At 71.3% G+C, this 15,966-nt stretch carries 8 protein-coding genes; 3 read left to right on the top strand and 5 right to left on the bottom strand.

Going from position 1 to position 15,966, the window contains the following annotated elements; translation table 11 throughout:
• Nucleotides 1-22: 22 nt before the first annotated feature.
• Nucleotides 23-1,720 carry an extracellular solute-binding protein gene (locus tag OG798_RS37075; RefSeq protein WP_328758363.1) on the bottom strand — a complete coding sequence of 566 codons (1,698 nt, stop codon included), beginning with the start codon at nucleotides 1,718-1,720 and terminating at the stop codon, nucleotides 23-25.
• A 375-nt stretch (nucleotides 1,721-2,095) separates the two neighbouring features.
• Between OG798_RS37075 and OG798_RS37070 the strand changes: the two genes are divergently transcribed.
• On the top strand, nucleotides 2,096-4,951 hold the full coding sequence (locus tag OG798_RS37070; RefSeq protein ID WP_328758362.1) for a glycoside hydrolase family 3 C-terminal domain-containing protein: 2,856 nt from the start codon (nucleotides 2,096-2,098) through the stop codon (nucleotides 4,949-4,951).
• 122 nt (nucleotides 4,952-5,073) lie between these two features.
• Here the strand turns inward: OG798_RS37070 and OG798_RS37065 are convergent, their stop codons facing one another.
• The 3 genes from OG798_RS37065 to OG798_RS37055 all read right to left on the bottom strand — a co-directional run bounded on the left by OG798_RS37065 (nucleotide 5,074) and on the right by OG798_RS37055 (nucleotide 11,380).
• Nucleotides 5,074-6,519, bottom strand: a complete 1,446-nt coding sequence (locus OG798_RS37065) for an aldehyde dehydrogenase family protein (protein ID WP_121414880.1) — start codon at nucleotides 6,517-6,519, stop codon at nucleotides 5,074-5,076.
• A gap of 415 nt (nucleotides 6,520-6,934) precedes the next feature.
• Nucleotides 6,935-8,596: a PucR family transcriptional regulator gene (locus tag OG798_RS37060; RefSeq protein ID WP_328758361.1), complete on the bottom strand. Its 1,662-nt coding sequence runs from the start codon at nucleotides 8,594-8,596 to the stop codon at nucleotides 6,935-6,937.
• Nucleotides 8,597-8,926: 330 nt separating this feature from the next.
• Complete coding sequence (locus tag OG798_RS37055; RefSeq protein WP_328758360.1) at nucleotides 8,927-11,380, bottom strand: ATP/GTP-binding protein; 2,454 nt, start codon at nucleotides 11,378-11,380, stop codon at nucleotides 8,927-8,929.
• Between the two features lie 343 nt (nucleotides 11,381-11,723).
• Between OG798_RS37055 and gabT the strand changes: the two genes are divergently transcribed.
• The gene (gene gabT / locus OG798_RS37050) at nucleotides 11,724-13,058 is read left to right on the top strand and encodes a 4-aminobutyrate--2-oxoglutarate transaminase (protein ID WP_095852323.1); all 1,335 of its coding nucleotides are present in this window, start codon (nucleotides 11,724-11,726) and stop codon (nucleotides 13,056-13,058) included.
• A gap of 200 nt (nucleotides 13,059-13,258) precedes the next feature.
• On the top strand, nucleotides 13,259-14,086 hold the full coding sequence (locus OG798_RS37045; RefSeq protein WP_328758359.1) for a phosphatase PAP2 family protein: 828 nt from the start codon (nucleotides 13,259-13,261) through the stop codon (nucleotides 14,084-14,086).
• On the opposite strand, the gene OG798_RS37040 is transcribed toward OG798_RS37045, so the two are convergent.
• Nucleotides 14,074-15,882 (bottom strand): chitinase, encoded by a 1,809-nt coding sequence (locus OG798_RS37040; RefSeq protein ID WP_323138754.1) that lies wholly within the window; start codon nucleotides 15,880-15,882, stop codon nucleotides 14,074-14,076. The two genes, OG798_RS37045 and OG798_RS37040, sit on opposite strands and share 13 nt — an antisense overlap.
• Nucleotides 15,883-15,966: the final 84 nt, after the last annotated feature.

The following is a 15,966-nucleotide window of genomic DNA, read 5'->3' as shown; positions in this document are numbered from 1 at the left end:
TTCTCCTTGCCTCGGTACCCGGTCAGCTCGCCGCCGGGCCGTTCTCGTCGAGCAGCTTCTTGTACCAGTCGCGCAGTTGGTCGCCGCCCTTGCTCTTCCAGTCGGAGACGGCCTGCTGCATGTCACTGATCTTCTTGCGGCCGCGGACGATGTCGTCCTCCAACTGCTCGAAGTCGTTGGAGAGGTTGGTGTAGCGGCTCGGTTCGGTGATCTGCATGCCGTAGAAGGAGGACTTCTTGGTGAAGGCGCCCATCCGTTGCTGCCACTCGACCTGCGCCTTGGCGACCTCGGGGAAGTCGGGGTGGGCGATGGTCGCGGTGGGGCTCGCGACCATGACGTAGGCGTTGATGACCTCGTTGTTGCCCTGGTCGGTCTTGGTGGGAACGCCGTTCTTGACGGTGTAGTGGGTGCCCTCGACGCCGTAGTTGGTGAGCATGTACTCCTTGGTGCCGTACGGCGCGGCGGTGACGTTGGCGACGGCCAGCACGTCACGGATGACGGACTCGGAGGCCTTCTTGCTGACGAAGGCGAAGATGCCGGCCGGCTGCTCGGCCCAGAGGGTCGGTGAGCCGCCGTCGTGGCCGAAGATGTCCATGCCCCAGACCTTGTAGTCCGGGTTCTGGGTGGCCTGTTCGGCAGTGCGGCTCCACCACTGCGAGATGTTCTGGGCGTAGATGAGGAACTCGCCTGCCGCGAACTTGGGGCCCGGGTCGGTGGCCGCGCTCTTGCCCAGCTTGGCGTCCGGGTGGACGTATCCGGCGGCGAAGAGCTTGCGGGTCCACTCCAGCGCTTCGAGGTACTCCTGGGTCTCGATGCGGTAGACCAGCTTGCCATCGACGAGGTTCCAGCCGAGCGGCTTCTCACTGCCCGAGAGCACACCGAAGGACTGGAAGGCGGTCCACTTCATGTCGAGGCAGGCCCACCGCTTGGCCTTGGCGTTGGTGATCTCCTTGCACAGCGCCATGAACTCGTCGGCCGAGGTGGGGACTTCGTACCCCTCCTTGTCGAAGATGTCCTTGCGGTACAGGGGCACGATGCCGGTGACGTACGGGGACGGCTGCGGCAGGCCGCGCAGCTTGCCGCCGAAGAGGGAGCGCTGCCAGGCGTCCGTCGGGATCGCCGCGAGGTTCGGGTACTGCTTGATCGCGTCCCCGGAGAGGTACGGGCCGAGGTCCGCGAACTTGCCGATGATGGCGCTGGGTATCTTGCCGCCCATGTTCCAGCCGGGGATGACCACGACGTCCGGGATGTCGCTGGAGGCCAGGACCGCGCCGAGCTTCTGGTCGTAGGTGTTGCCGTCCTGGTTCTGCCACTCGACGTCGACACCGATCAGGTCGTTCATCGCCTTGTAGTAGGCGTTGTCCGACTTCGGCGGGGACCCCCAGAACGGCGACATGATGCTGACCTTGCCGCCCTTGCCGAGCTTCTTCGGCACCGAGGTCTTCAGGCCGGCGATGTCGAGCTTGCTGGTGAAGCCGACCGCGGAGCCGTTCTTGGCGGCGATGTCAGGGGTCACCACGTTGGTCGCGATGTAGGCCGGCAGCAGCTTCTTGGCGCTCTTGCCCGCCGAGGTGCCCCCGCCCGAGCCGCTGTCCGAGCCTCCGCAGGCGGCGAGCAGCGGCATCCCTCCCGCGACCGCCGCGGCGGCGACCGCCGTGGAGGCGAGGAAGCTTCTCCGGCTGGGAGCGGAGGGGGCGGAGGTGGCGGTGTTCGGCGTCATTGCGTCAACCCTTCGTGGCGCACAGCAGGACACCCGGCGGTGGAGCCGTCGGCTGCGGTGTCTTGAGTGGAACTGGCTGAGCTGAAGCGGTTCTCGGAGGACTGCGTGGAAGTCTGCGTGCCCCGAAGGAGCCGCTCCACTAGTCGAAGCGCTTCGATGTTGCTGCGAGGTTAAGTGAACACCTAGGGGTGCACAAGAGCCGATTCCAAGATTCCTCGGAGGTGTGGAGGACGGGACCGGCCTCGCCGGGCGCTTGAAATGCCAATGAGGAAACGGAGTTGTTGCGTCGAGGTGTCTTGACACCCGCCCCTCGGGCGAACCAGCATCGAAGCGCTTCGAAAGCACCCCGTCGCTCCACCGCAAAGGGATCACCACGTGACCGCACAAACGCCGCCTACGCCGCCTTTTCGCGATCCGCAGCTGCCGTTCGCGAAGCGCATCGACGATCTGCTGGCGCGGCTCACGCTCGACGAGCGCATCGCGTTCCTGCACCAGTTCGCGCCCGCCGTGGAGCGGCTCGGGGTGGCCGCGTTCCGCACCGGTCAGGAGGCACTGCACGGTGTGGCCTGGATGGGCCCGGCGACGGTCTTCCCCCAGGCCGTCGGCCTCGGCGCGACCTGGAACGACGAACTCGTGCGCCGCGTCGGCGAGGCGGTCGCGGGCGAGGTCCGCGCGATGCGCGCCCGCGACGACCGGGTGGGCCTCAACGTCTGGTCCCCCACGGTCAATCTGCTGCGCCACCCGCTGTGGGGCCGCAACGAGGAGGGCTACTCGGAGGACCCGAAGCTCACCTCCGCGATCGCCACGGCGTACACCCGGGGCCTGCGCGGCGACCACCCCGACTACTGGCGCACGGCCCCCGTCCTCAAGCACTGGCTCGCCCACAACAACGAGACGAACCGGGACACCACCTCCTCCTCGGTCCGCCCGCGCGTGCTGCACGAGTACGACCTGCGGGCCTTCCGCGCGACCGTCGAGGCGGGCGCGGTGGCGGGGGTGATGCCGGCGTACAACCTGGTCAACGGCCGCCCCAACCACGTCTCCCCCTACCTCGGGGAACACCTGCGCACCTGGACGGACCAGGACCTCCTGGTCTGCTCCGACGCGGGCGCCCCCTCCAACCTGGTCGACTCCGAGCACTACTTCGACACCCACGAGGAGGCGACCGCCGCCGCGATCCTCGCCGGGGTCGACAGCTTCACGGACCACGGCACGGACGGTTCGAAGATCGTGGACCGGGTCCGAGGGGCCCTGGAGAAGGGCCTGTTGAGCGAGGCGGACATCGACACGGCGGTCCGCCGCCAGCTCGCGATCCGCTTCCGGCTCGGCGAGTTCGACCCGCACACGGACCCCCATGGCGACACCTCGGACTTCGACACCCCGGCCCACCGCGCGCTCGCCCGGGAGGCGGCCGAGCAGGCGATCGTCCTCCTCAAGAACGACGGCCTGCTGCCCCTCGGCCCGGGCGTGCGCGTCGCCGTCGTGGGCCTCCTCGCCGACGAGTGCAAGCTCGACTGGTACAGCGGCACACTCATCCACCGCTCCACACCGCTGGAGGGCCTGTACGAGCGCTTCGGCGCCGAGCACGTCGACTTCGCCGAGGGCGTGGACCGCGTACGCCTGAGGACCTCCTCCGGTACGTATCTGTCGGTGCCCCTCGCCGTGGACGCGGACGAGGCGGTGCGCGGCGCCGAGGGGGCGCTGGACCCGGCCCTGCTCGCGGGCCGCACGGACCTGCCGCCCCTCACCACCGACGCCACCGGCACCGACCTCGCGCTGATCGACTGGGGCGAGGGGCTGCTGACCCTGCGGGCCCCCGACGGCCGCTACCTCTCGGTCGCCGAGGACGGTTACCTCCGCGCGTCCGCCGACCAGCCGGGCGGCTGGGTCGTCCAGGAGACGTTCCGCCTGGAACCGGCGGGTTCCCGCTCCGGATCCCATGGGAGCGGCCACCTCCTACGGCACGTCGGGACGGGTGGGCACATCTCTGTCGCCGCCGACGGCGTGAAGGTTGCCGACACATCGCCGGAGATTTTCGAGCTGGAGTTCACCGAGCGCGGCGAGGACGCCGTGGCCCGCGTGGCGCGGGCGGCCGACGTCGTCGTGGTCGTGGCGGGCAACGACCCGCACATCAACGGCCGCGAGACGCAGGACCGCACCACCCTCCGGCTCCCCGCCCATCAGGAGCGCCTGTTGCGCGCCGCCCGCGCCGCGAACCCGAACACCGTCCTCGCCCTGGTCTCGGCGTACCCCTACGCGGTGGACCCCACCGACCTGCCCGCCGCTTTGTGGACCGCGCACGGCGGCCAGGCTGCGGGCACCGCCCTGGCCCGCGTCCTGGCCGGCGACGTGTCCCCCGCGGGCCGCCTCCCGCAGACCTGGTACGCCTCCGACGCGGACCTGCCCGACCTGCTCGACTACGACGTGATCGGTGGCCGCCAGACGTATCTGTACTTCGAGGGCACCCCGCTGTTCCCGTTCGGCCACGGCCTCGCGTACACGACGTTCGCCTACGAGGATCTGTCGGTCACCGAGGCGCAGGCCGCGCTGAAGGTCTCCTTCACGGTCACCAACACGGGCGAGGCGCCGGCGGACGAGGTCGCCCAGCTCTACGCGCGCGCCGTGGACCCGTCGGTGCCGCGCCCCCGCCGCGAACTGCTGGCCCACCGGCGCCTCCACCTCACTCCCGGCGCCTCGGATCGCCTGACCTTCGAACTCCCCCTCTCCGCGCTGGAGTTCTGGGACGTGGCGGTCGGCAGGACCCGTCTGGAGCCGGGCGCGTACGAACTCCTCGCGGGCGCGTCGAGCGAGGACATCCGGCTGCGCACCACGATCACCCTCACCGGCGAGCCCGCCACCCCCCGCCCGGTACGCGAACAGGGCCTGAACGCGGCCGACTTCGACGACCAGCGGGACACCGAGATCGTCGACCGTACGAAGGTGTCGGGCGACGCGGTGACGCCGAGGGCCGACGCGACGGGCGAACTCGTCCACCGCGGCTGCGACTTCGCAACCGGGGTCACACGAGTCGAGGTCGAGGCGTCGGGCGAGGGAGTCGTCGAGGTGTCGCTGGACGGGGGCCCCTCACTCGCGACGGTCACCTTCGGCGGAACGAAGGGCCCGTACGACTACACCACCATCGGCGCCGAGTTCGCGGCCCACGGTGTGCACGACCTGTATCTCAGGCTGCGCGGCCCACTGCGGCTCGCGCGGGTGGGCTTCTCCGGTTGAGGGTCCGGACAGGCCGACCACCAGGGGCCCGGCACCGGAAGGCATCGGTGCCGGGCCCCTTCGGGAGACTATCTGAAAACGATTGTCGTTAGCTAGAGAGTGGCGCGGAGCGCGCTGTGCCCTTAGAGCGCGAGGCCCGTCAGGACGAGGACCCGCTCGTAGGTGTAGTCGTCCATCGCGAACTTGACGCCCTCGCGGCCGACACCGGACTGCTTCACACCGCCGTACGGCATCTGGTCGGCACGGTAGGACGGCACGTCGCCGACGACCACGCCACCGACCTCCAGCGCGCGGTGGGCGCGGAAGGCGACCTGCAGGTCGTGCGTGAACACGCCCGCCTGGAGGCCGTACTTGGAGTCGTTGACGGCGGCGAAGGCCTCCGCCTCCCCGTCCACCTTGCGCACGGTGAGGACCGGTCCGAAGACCTCCTCGCAGGAGATCGTCGCCTCGGCCGGTACGTCGGCGAGCACGGTCGGCGCGTAGGAGGCACCGTCGCGCTTGCCACCGGTGAGGAGGGTGGCGCCGGACCGGACGGCCTCGTCGACCCAGGACTCCACGCGCTGGGCGGCGTCCTCGCTGACCAGCGGGCCGACATCCGTCTTGTCGTCGGACGGGTCGCCGGTGACCTGGGCCTCGACGGCGGCGACGATGCGCGGCAGCAGCCGGTCGTACACCGACGCGTCGGCGATCACGCGCTGCACGGAGATGCAGGACTGGCCGCCCTGGTAGTTCGAGAAGGTCGCGATGCGGGTCGCGGCCCAGTCCAGGTCCTCGTCGCTCGCCCAGTCGGCGAGGACGACGGCCGCGCCGTTGCCGCCGAGCTCCAGGGTGCAGTGCTTGCGCGGCACCGAGTCCATGATCGCGTAGCCGACCTTCTCGGATCCCGTGAAGGAGATGACCGGGAGCCGCTCGTCCTGGACGAGGGCGGGCATACGGTCGTTGGAGACCGGGAGGATCGACCAGGAGCCGGCCGGCAGCTCGGTCTCGGCGAGCAGGTCACCGATGATCAGGCCGGAGAGCGGGGTCGCGGGCGCCGGCTTCAGGATGATCGGCGCGCCGGCGGCGATGGCCGGGGCGATCTTGTGGGCGCACAGGTTGAGGGGGAAGTTGAAGGGCGCGATGCCGAGGACGACGCCCTTCGGGAAGCGGCGGGTGAGGGCCAGGCGGCCCTGGCCGCCGAGGTCGGTGTCGAGGCGCTGGGCCTCGCCGCCGTTGAAGCGACGGGCCTCCTCGGCGGCGAACCGGAAGACGGACACCGCGCGGCCGACCTCGCCGCGGGCCCACTTGATCGGCTTGCCGTTCTCGGCGGAGATGAGCTGCGCGATCTCCTCGGTGCGCTCGACGAGGCGCTTGCTGACGTGGTCGAGGGCGGCGGCGCGGACGTGGGCGGGGGTGGCGGCGAACTCGTCGCGCACGGCGTGTGCGGCGGCGACGGCCTCCTCGACCTGTGCCTCGGTCGGGATGCTGACCTGTCCGACGACCCGGCCGTCCCACGGAGAGGTGACATCGAAGGTGGTCTCACCGGTGGCCTGGCGGCCGGCGAGCCAGAAGGCGTGGGTGGAAGTCATGTCGAGTCCCGGCCCTTCCGAGGTTGAGGTGTCCTTGGCGTTCGTGGTCCACGGTAGGGCCGGGGTGGCGGGAGGTCGTTTGTCCGGGGCGTAGCAGTGGCGGGGCGTGGCACTCCGCTTTGGCACCATCGAGGTGACCGCCGGTTTCCCTCGCCCCCGCCGCCCCTACCCGTCCCATCCCCGGGGGCTCCGCCCCCAGACCCCCGCCAAAAGAACGCGCAGTTCCCCGCGCCCCTGAAACCGGGGCGGGCGAGGATGCGGGGCGCAGCCCCGCCTCAGGGGCGCGGGGAACTGCGCGACCAGCCACAGACGGCCCGCGGACGAAGAACGAACCCACCCGGGGGGTCTGGGGGCGGAGCCCCCAGGTCGGCGGCAGTCCCCGCCGGACGGCGAACGCGGAACCCACCCGGGGTTCCTACTCCCCCGCCGCCGCCGTCGCCTTCAGTGCCAGCCACAGTTCCATGCGGACGTCGGGGTCGTCGAGGGAGCGTCCGAGGATCTCCTCGACGCGTCGCATCCGATAACGCAGGGTGTGCCGGTGCACACCCAGGTCGGCGGCGGCGGCGTCCCACTGACCGTGCCGGGACAGCCACGCCCGCAGCGAGGCGACCAGATCCCCCCGCCCGGTGGCGTCGTGCTCGTTCAGCGGGCGGAGCAACCCGTCCGCGAACGCCCGCACCGCGTCATCGGCGAGCAACGGCAGCACCGACCCCGCGGCCAGCTCCTCGTGCTCGACCAGCGACCGCCCCCGCCGCCGGGCCACGGACAGCGCCTGCTCGGCCTGCTTGTAGGCGGCGGCCGCGGCGATCGGCCCGGCGGGGGCCGACAGTCCGACGACCAGTTCGTCCTCGTCACCCACGGGCTGCTCCCGGGTGGCGATCCGCGCGGCGTCCAGCGCGGCCGCGTACTCCCCGCACGCCGTCACCGCCGCGCCTCCGTCCACGGCGAGCACGACCAGCCGCTCTCCGTCGGGCACGACGAGCACGGACTCACCGGAGCGGGCGGCGGCGGACTCGACGATCTCGGCGAGCCCGCCGAGCGGGTCGCCGTTCGTCGGGTCCGGCACCACGACGGGGGCCTTAAACGGTTTCGCGGCGGCCACGCGCGCGTGCCCGTCCGCGTGCGCCCGCGCCGCCGAGGCGGACGCCGACTCGGCGAGGATCAGCCGGAAGGGCGCGTCGAGCAGTTCCCCGTAGAGGTCTCCGGCCACGGTGCGCGCGTGCTCGGGCTGCCCGGCGAGCAGCATGCGCAGCACCGCCGCCCCGATGCGCTGCTCGGCGGCGTGCAGCGACCGTGAGCGTTCGGTGGTGAGGGTCAGCAGCGCGATCGCGGAGTGCACGGCGTAGCGCTCGGCGGTGCCGAGGGCGGCGGCCGTTCCGACGGCGAGCGCGGCGCGGGGGCGGCGGCCGGTGCCGAGGGAGTGGAGTTCCACGCGGTCCTCGCCGCCGACGACGGAGCTGGCGGGCGCGGGGCGCTCGCGCAGCCGCTCCACGTCGGGAGTGATGCGCGCGGCCCGCCGCCCGGCCCACTCGGGCGCGGTGGCGACGACGGCGCCGGACGCGTCGTACAGGGCCGCCCAGCCGTCCACCTGTCCCGCGAGGGCGGACAGCAGCCCCTCGGGGCCGTCGTTGAGAGCCTGCTTCGTCAGTTCGCGCTGCGCGGCGAAGCCCGCCGTCACGGCCCGGTACTGGTCCGCGGCGATCGCGGCCGACACCGCCTTGCTGATGGCCAGGAAGGGGGTGCGGCGGGGGACCTCCAGGAGCGGCAGGCCCTCTTCCTCTGCCGCGTCGACCAGGGCCTTCGGGATCTCGTCGTAGTTGACCCCGACGGCGAAGCCGAGCCCGACGACGCCGGCTCCCACCAGCCGCTTCACATAGCGCCGCATGACGTCCGGATCCTCCGCGTCCAGCTGGAGCGCGGTGATCAGCAGCAGTTCCCCGCCCTCCATGTACGGCACGGGGTCGGCGAGCTCGCTGACGTGGGCCCAGCGGACGGGAACGTCCAGACGGTCCTCGCCCGCCCGCACGGTCAGTTTGAGCGCGGAGTGGTGGACGATCGAGGCGAGCGTGGGGCGCATGGGACCTTCAGGTCTTCACAGGATCTTCGACGGTCACGGGCAGTGTGATCTTTTGGCCGCAACGTATGAACGACCTATGTCGATTCTGCCTCACCGTAAGGTCAGCCGGTGACCTTGTGTCCAGACGCCCTAAGCCCTGTCGACCTAGGGCCTGTCGTTTGGATCAGGCCTGGGCCGCGGGGTCTGGCACGCACATCTGCGGCGTTGTCGTCGGTCGCCATGGCTCCGCCATGACTCCCTCCTCCGCCTTGCAGCTGCACGCACCAGACCCCGCTCACCGGCACTGATCAGGCGACGTCTCTTGAAACGACCTGATCCAAACGACAGGCCCTAGCTCCGTAGATCCACCAGCAACGGCGGCGCGTGCTCTCCCCCCACCGTGGTGAGCGACAGCACCGCGTGCCCGGGCGGCACCTCGTGCGCCAGCTCGGACGCCGACCACCGCTCCCGCTCGACCTTCCTTATGGTCACCGCGTCCGTGGTGACGGCCTTTCCGGTGACCAGCTTGCGCAGGGCGTGAATGGCCCGGGTCATCGGCTGGTCCGCGAAGACGGTGTGCTTGGCCACGTCACGGGTCTCGACCCACTCGGTGCCCCAGGCGTGGGCGAAGCGGCTGCCGTCCCAGGTCGTGACGCCGGAGAACGCCATGCGGCAGCCCACGGCCCCGTACAGCGGCCCGTGCAGCGCCTCGGGGATGTCGCCGATCGTGCGCAGGGCGAGCACCACGCCCGCGTTCTGGGAGCGCAGGCGCTGGATGCGGCGTACGGAATCGGGGGTCAGCGTTCCGGTGGCGTCGTCGAGGACCAGGCAGACGAAGTGCGGGCGCTCGCCGCCGCGTACGACGGCGGTGAACTGGGCCAGTACGAGCCGGGCGAGCAGCCGGGCGGCCTCCTCGTGACCGTGCTCGGGCAGGTCGATCCGCACCCGCAGCGGGTGGTGGGCCACGGCACGCAGCGAGAAGGCGCGGGTGGTGCCGCCCGCGCCGAAGAAGTCGGCGAAGGCAGGACGGTCCAGGAGCGCCAGCCGGTCGGCGAGCGCCGGGCCCGCGTCGGCCGGGCTGCCGACCTGCCGCATACGGGCTTCCAGTTCGCGGCGCATCCCCGCGTGCTGCGGCCCGAAGAGGGCTTCGTGCAGGGCGGTCAGGGCCTCCGGCACGCCTTCCAGGAGTTCCCGCAGGACGCGCATGGGCGGGAACGTGCCGTGCACCGCCCGGTAGGGGCCGAGGAGTTGGGCGAGCGCGGTGGTGGCCCGCTGGCCGGCCACCGCGTCGAGGTCCCCGGCCAGCCCTTCGGCGAGGAAGGAGGCCGCTTCGTCGGGGTCGTCGGAGTCCGCGTACAGATCGAGGTCGTGGACGGAGGCGGGGTCGCCGATCTTCACCACGACGTCGAAGGCCGAGTCCGGGCCGAGCGGCGTCCCGGCGGCGGCGACCGCGACGACGGCGCACCGCCCGGTGAGCGCCTGCAGGGCGAGCGACTCGACGACGGGTGCGACCAGGTGCCGGGTCTTCCCGGAGCCGGAGGGCCCGACGGCGAGCAGGGAGGTGCCCAGGGCCTCCGGGTCGAGGGCCGCGCCTCCGCCGTCGTAGGCCTCCGGGGTACGGTCCCCGGTCGTCCACCGTCCGATGCGCACCTGTCCCACGAGCACGTCGTGCGCCGCGGTGCGCGCGGGCAGGTCCCGGGCCCCGGAGGGGTGCGTCCAGGCCGCCCCGCCCCGTCGCAGCACGGTGTCGACGAAGGCGGCCAGGCGCGTGGCGTCCCACTTCGCCGTGGTCCACGCGCGCCGCACCCGGGCGCAGTCCACGTCGTTCATCCGGCCGCCGAGCACTTCGGCGGTGAGCAGGTCCGCCGCCTCGTGCTGTCCGGCGTCACGGAGTTCGGGCCACTGGGCGGCGGGCAGGTCCGGCGCGAACTTGGCGGTGCCCGCCTCCTGTGCCTCGTTGTGCGCGGCTCGGGCGGCGAGCCACTCCCTGGCGTATCCGCGCCATGCGCCGATCCGGGCGAACGGCCACAGGACGAGCAGGGTGATCAGCGTGTAGAGCCCGTCGGTGATCAGCTGCGACTGGAACAGGTCGTAGCCGCCGGAGACCAGGGCGACGAGGGAGAACAACGGGGCGACGACCGGCAGGGCGTCCCAGCCGACCCCGGGGAAGGCGTTCGGGAAGACGAACGTCAGGGCGATCAGTGCGCCCAGCGCGGCGAGGGCGGCGCGCAGGGGCTGGGGCCGGGCGGTGACGTAGTGGCGGACGACCTCGGGCCAGCTCCCCAGCCGGCCCATGGTGTACACCAGCACGCCGAAGAAGACCCCGTTGTAGACCTCGATGGCCTCCACTCCCTGCCACGCCTTGGGCGAGGTGGTGCCGCTCCACCACCAGTCGTCCGGTGTGAACACCTTCAGCACGACCCACATGTAGGGGACGCTGCCGTGGCGCCACAGCGACCAGACGACGAGTGCCACCACGAGCGGGACGGCGAGCCCGACGATCGTGACCGGCGAGAGCCGCTCCCGCCCCTTCGACGGGCGCCGCACCCGGTATCCGTACCGCCAGATCCCGGGTCCGGCGGCAGGACGCGGCTTGTCGAGCCAGTCGGCGACGGTGGGCCGGGGGGCCGGGGACTGCTCCGGCACGGACGGCAGACCCGCGGGTCGCGGCGGTGTCCCCCTCGGCACCGGGGGTACCCCGGGTGGCGGAGACGCGGCTGCCCTACCGGGTGGCGGCGGCACGGCGGGTCCCGGCACGGCACCGGTATGCCCAGCCCGCGCGTCCTGCGTCCCGTCGCTGTCCATCGCCCTGCCCCCTGACCAGCCGCTCCGTGCTTCGTCCGCGAGTCAATCTAGTGCCCCTGCGGGGGGAGTTCACCGTTTACGCGGCCGGGTCCACGCCTTGCCCGGGCGGAGCGGCGGCGGACCGGCGACGAACCGGAGCGGGACCGGGACCATCGGTCCCTCGCCCCTCTATGTCCACCGCGGACAACGGATTCCTCCGACAACGCCCACATGGAGCATGCCGACCCTCCGTTCCCGGCCCTAGCCTGCGAAGAAAGAAGTCAAGAGTCCGAAAACACCCCGCCCGGCACACCCCGTCCGCCGCGGGGACCGTCCGGTTCGCAAGATCATCAGGGAGCCCCTCATGACCGCACTTCCGCAGGAGCGCCGCGTCGTCACCGCCATCCCCGGCCCGAAGTCGCAGGAACTGCAGGCCCGACGCATCGCCGCGGTCGCGGCCGGTGTGGGTTCGGTGCTCCCTGTCTTCACCACGCGCGCCGGCGGCGGCATCATCGAGGACGTCGACGGCAACCGTCTGATCGACTTCGGCTCCGGCATCGCCGTGACCTCCGTCGGCGCGAGCGCCGAGGCCGTCGTACGCCGCGCCTCCGCGCAGCTCCAGGACTTCACCCACACCTGTTTCATGGTCACGCCGTACGAGGGCTACGTCGCCGTCGCCGAGGCGCTGGCCGAGCTGACCCCGGGTGACCACGCCAAGAAGTCGGCCCTGTTCAACTCGGGCGCCGAGGCCGTCGAGAACGCCGTCAAGATCGCCCGTGCGTACACCAAGCGCCAGGCCGTCGTCGTCTTCGACCACGGCTACCACGGCCGTACGAACCTCACGATGGCGCTGACCGCCAAGAACATGCCGTACAAGCACGGCTTCGGCCCGTTCGCGCCCGAGGTCTACCGAGTGCCGGTGGCGTACGGCTACCGCTGGCTGACCGGCCCGGAGAACGCCGGCGTCGAGGCTTCCGCCCAGGCGATCGACATGATCAACAAGCAGATCGGCGCCGACAACGTCGCCGCGATCATCATCGAGCCGGTGCTCGGCGAGGGCGGCTTCATCGAGCCCGCGAAGGGCTTCCTGCCCGCCATCAGCAAGTTCGCCAAGGACAACGGCATCGTCTTCGTCGCGGACGAGATCCAGTCGGGCTTCTGCCGCACCGGCCAGTGGTTCGCGTGCGAGGACGAGGGCATCGTCCCGGACCTGATCACCACCGCCAAGGGCATCGCGGGCGGTCTGCCGCTCGCCGCCGTGACCGGCCGCGCCGAGATCATGGACGCCGCGCACGCGGGCGGCCTGGGCGGCACCTACGGCGGCAACCCGGTGGCCTGCGCGGGCGCGCTCGGCGCGATCGAGACGATGAAGGAGCTCGACCTCAACGCCAAGGCCAAGAACATCGAGGCGATCATGAAGACGCGCCTCGGCGCGATGGCCGAGAAGTTCGACGTCATCGGCGACGTCCGTGGCCGTGGCGCCATGATCGCCATCGAGCTGGTCAAGGACCGCGCCACCAAGGAGCCGAACCCCGAGGCGACCGCCGCGCTGGCCAAGGCCTGCCACCAGGAGGGCCTGCTGGTCCTGACCTGTGGCACTTACGGCAACGTCCTCCGCTTCCTGCCGCCGCTGGTCATCGGCGAGGACCTGCTGAACGAGGGCCTCGACATCATCGAGCAGGCCTTCGCCCGTATCTGACGCCCCACCCGCCCCAGCCCCGGACCCAGGACGGCCGCCCCGAGCGGATTCCGCTTGGTTCCGGGGCTGCGGCGACCGGGGTCAGAGCGTGTGAAGAACGTGTGCGAGGTGCATGACGGGACGCGATTCCGTCTGTCGGAGCCGGATCCCCTGCCGTAGGTTCTACCCAGATGAGAGATACACCCCGCCCACAGGGGACTGTGGGTGACACCGGGTCGAGGCCTCCCCAGCTTCGCCCTGGTCGTGCCCTCGCGCACACACCCGGAGCTTCCGGCTCCGGATCTCCTCACCGATCGGACAGTCGCTCGCCCCAAACCCCCCGGGGCGCGCGACGACCCGATCTGGACGGCCGCCTCGGAACTACCCCCCCTGTTCCGGGGCGGCCGACCTTCCTCCTGGGACGTCGCGGCCTCTTCGGACCTCTCGGCTTCCTCGGCCTTCCGGCCCTCCTCCTCGCGCTGATCACCTGGCAGGTCGCGGCCCACGGCCCCCTCGCCCGCGCGGACGAACGCCTCAGTGCCCGTCTCGTCCACCCCGACCGCGTCTCCGAACTGCTGGCCGACCTGGGCGATGTCGCCGTCGCGGTGCCGGTCCTGGCCGTCGTGCTCGGGTACGTGGCGTGGCGGGCCCGCGCGGCCGGGCGGGCGCGCTGGTGGCTTCCGCCCCTCGCGACGGCGACCTTGATGGCGGTCGTACCGGCATTGATCGTGCCTTTGAAAGACCTGGTAGCCCGGCCGGCCCCACCGGTGATGGGCCCGGGTACGGGCTTCTATCCCTCGGGCCACACCGCCACCGCCGTCATCGCGTACGGCGGTGCGGCCCTGGTGCTGATTCCGTGGCTGCGGGCCACCGGGGCCCGCCGCGCCCTGCTCGTCGGCTGTCTCACCCTCAACCTGGGTGTCGCCTTCGGCCTGATCCGGCGGGGCTACCACTGGCCGCTGGACGTGGCGGCCAGTTGGTGCCTCGGCGCGGTGCTGCTGCTCTCGCTCCGGCTCCTCCTCGGCCGGAACAGCCGTCAGCCGAAATAGCCGTCGAAGGTCCGCTGGAACTCCCAACTCCCGTAGCGGTCCCAGTTGATCGACCACGTCATCAGGCCGCGCAGCCCCGGCCAGGTGCCGTGGGTCGTGTACGAGCCGCAGTTGGTCTTCCTGGTCAGGCAGTCCAGGGTCTTGGTGACCTCGGACGGCGCCACGTAGCCGTTGCCCGCGTTCGTCGACGCCGGCATGCCGATCGCCACCTGGTCGGGGCGCAGCGGCGGGAAGACGTTGTTCGCGTCGCCCGCGACCGGGAAGCCGGTCAGCAGCATGTCGGTCATCGCGATGTGGAAGTCCGCGCCGCCCATGGAGTGGTACTGGTTGTCGAGGCCCATGATCGAGCCGGAGTTGTAGTCCTGGACGTGCAGCAGGGTCAGGTCGTCGCGCAGGGCGTAGATGACGGGGAGATAGGCGCCGGCCCGCGGGTCCTGGCCGCCCCACTTGCCCGTGCCGTAGTACTGGTAGCCGAGTTGGACGAAGAAGGTCTCCGGGGCCATCGTCAGGACGAACGTGGAGCCGTACTTGGCCTTCAGGGTCTTCAGGGCCGAGATCAGGTTCACGATCACCGGCGTGGTCGGGCTCTTGAAGTTCGTGTCGGCGGCGTCGAGCGAGAGCGAGTGGCCCTCGAAGTCGATGTCCAGGCCGTCCAGGCCGTAGGTGTCGATGATCTTCGAGACGGAGGACACGAAGGTGTCGCGGGCGCCCGTCGTCGTCAGCTGCACCTGGCCGTTCTGGCCACCGATCGAGATCAGCACCTTCTTGCCCGCAGCCTGCTTGGCCTTGATCGCGGCCTTGAAGTCGGCGTCGCTCTCGACCGTCGGGCACTCGGTGACGGGGCAGCGGGTGAAACGGATGTCGCCGGAGGTGGTGGAGGTCGGCTCACCGAAGGCCAGGTCGATGATGTCCCAGCTGTCGGGGACGTCGGACATGCGGGTGTAGCCGGAGCCGTTGGCGAAGCTCGCGTGGAGGTATCCGACGAGGGCGTGCCCGGTGGAGCCTCCCGAGCCCGTGGACGTCGTCGCCGTGACCGTCGCCGACTTCGCCGACTCCCCCGCGTCGTTCACCGCCGCGACCTGGAAGGCGTACGCCGTCGAGGGCGCGAGGCCGCTCACGGTGGTCGAGATGCCGGTGGCCGTCTGGACCTTCACCCCGTCGCGGTAGACGGCGTAGCCCGTCGCGCCGGTGACCGGTGACCAGGACAGGGCGACGGTCGAGGACGTGACCGTGCCGGCGGCCAGGCCGGTGGGCGCGGCCGGGGGCTGTCCCTGGTCGGCGCCGGGGCCGACCAGGGAGACGTCGTCGGCGTAGTACGCGCCGGTGCCGTACCAGCCGTGGGTGTAGAGGGTGACCTTGGTGGTGGACGGGCCGGTGCGGAAAGTGGTGGTGAGCTGCTGCCAGTCGGAGGCGGACTGGGTCCAGGTGGAGACGTCGGTGGTGCCGGTGCCGCTCGCGCCGAGGTAGACATAGCTGCCCCGGACGTATCCGGCGAGGGTGTATTGGGAGTCGGGTTTGACGGTCACCGTCTGGGAGCACTGCGCGTAGTCACTGCCGGCCGGGGTCGCCCGCAACGCCGAACTACCACTGCGTACCGGTGAGTTGACGACGGCGCCGGCCGTACAGGTCCAGCCGTCGAGGCCCGCCTCGAATCCGCCGTTCCTGACCAGGTCCGCGTCGGCCGCACGGGCGGCCGACGAGAGTGCGGCGAGGCCGGGTACGGCCAGAACGGTGGCCGTGCACACGGCGAGCAGCCTTCGACCCGTGGACGGTCTGGTGCGTTCGGTGCGATCCACAACTGCCTCCGGGCATGGGGGGATTCAGGAGGGTGGAGCGCGCCCAACTTGGTCCAGACCAATCCTGTTGTCAAGACCTTTGGC

Origin of the sequence: Streptomyces sp. NBC_00271 (assembly GCF_036178845.1) — a bacterium.
Lineage (GTDB): Bacteria > Actinomycetota > Actinomycetes > Streptomycetales > Streptomycetaceae > Streptomyces.
This window is presented reverse-complemented; position numbering and strand designations above follow the sequence as displayed.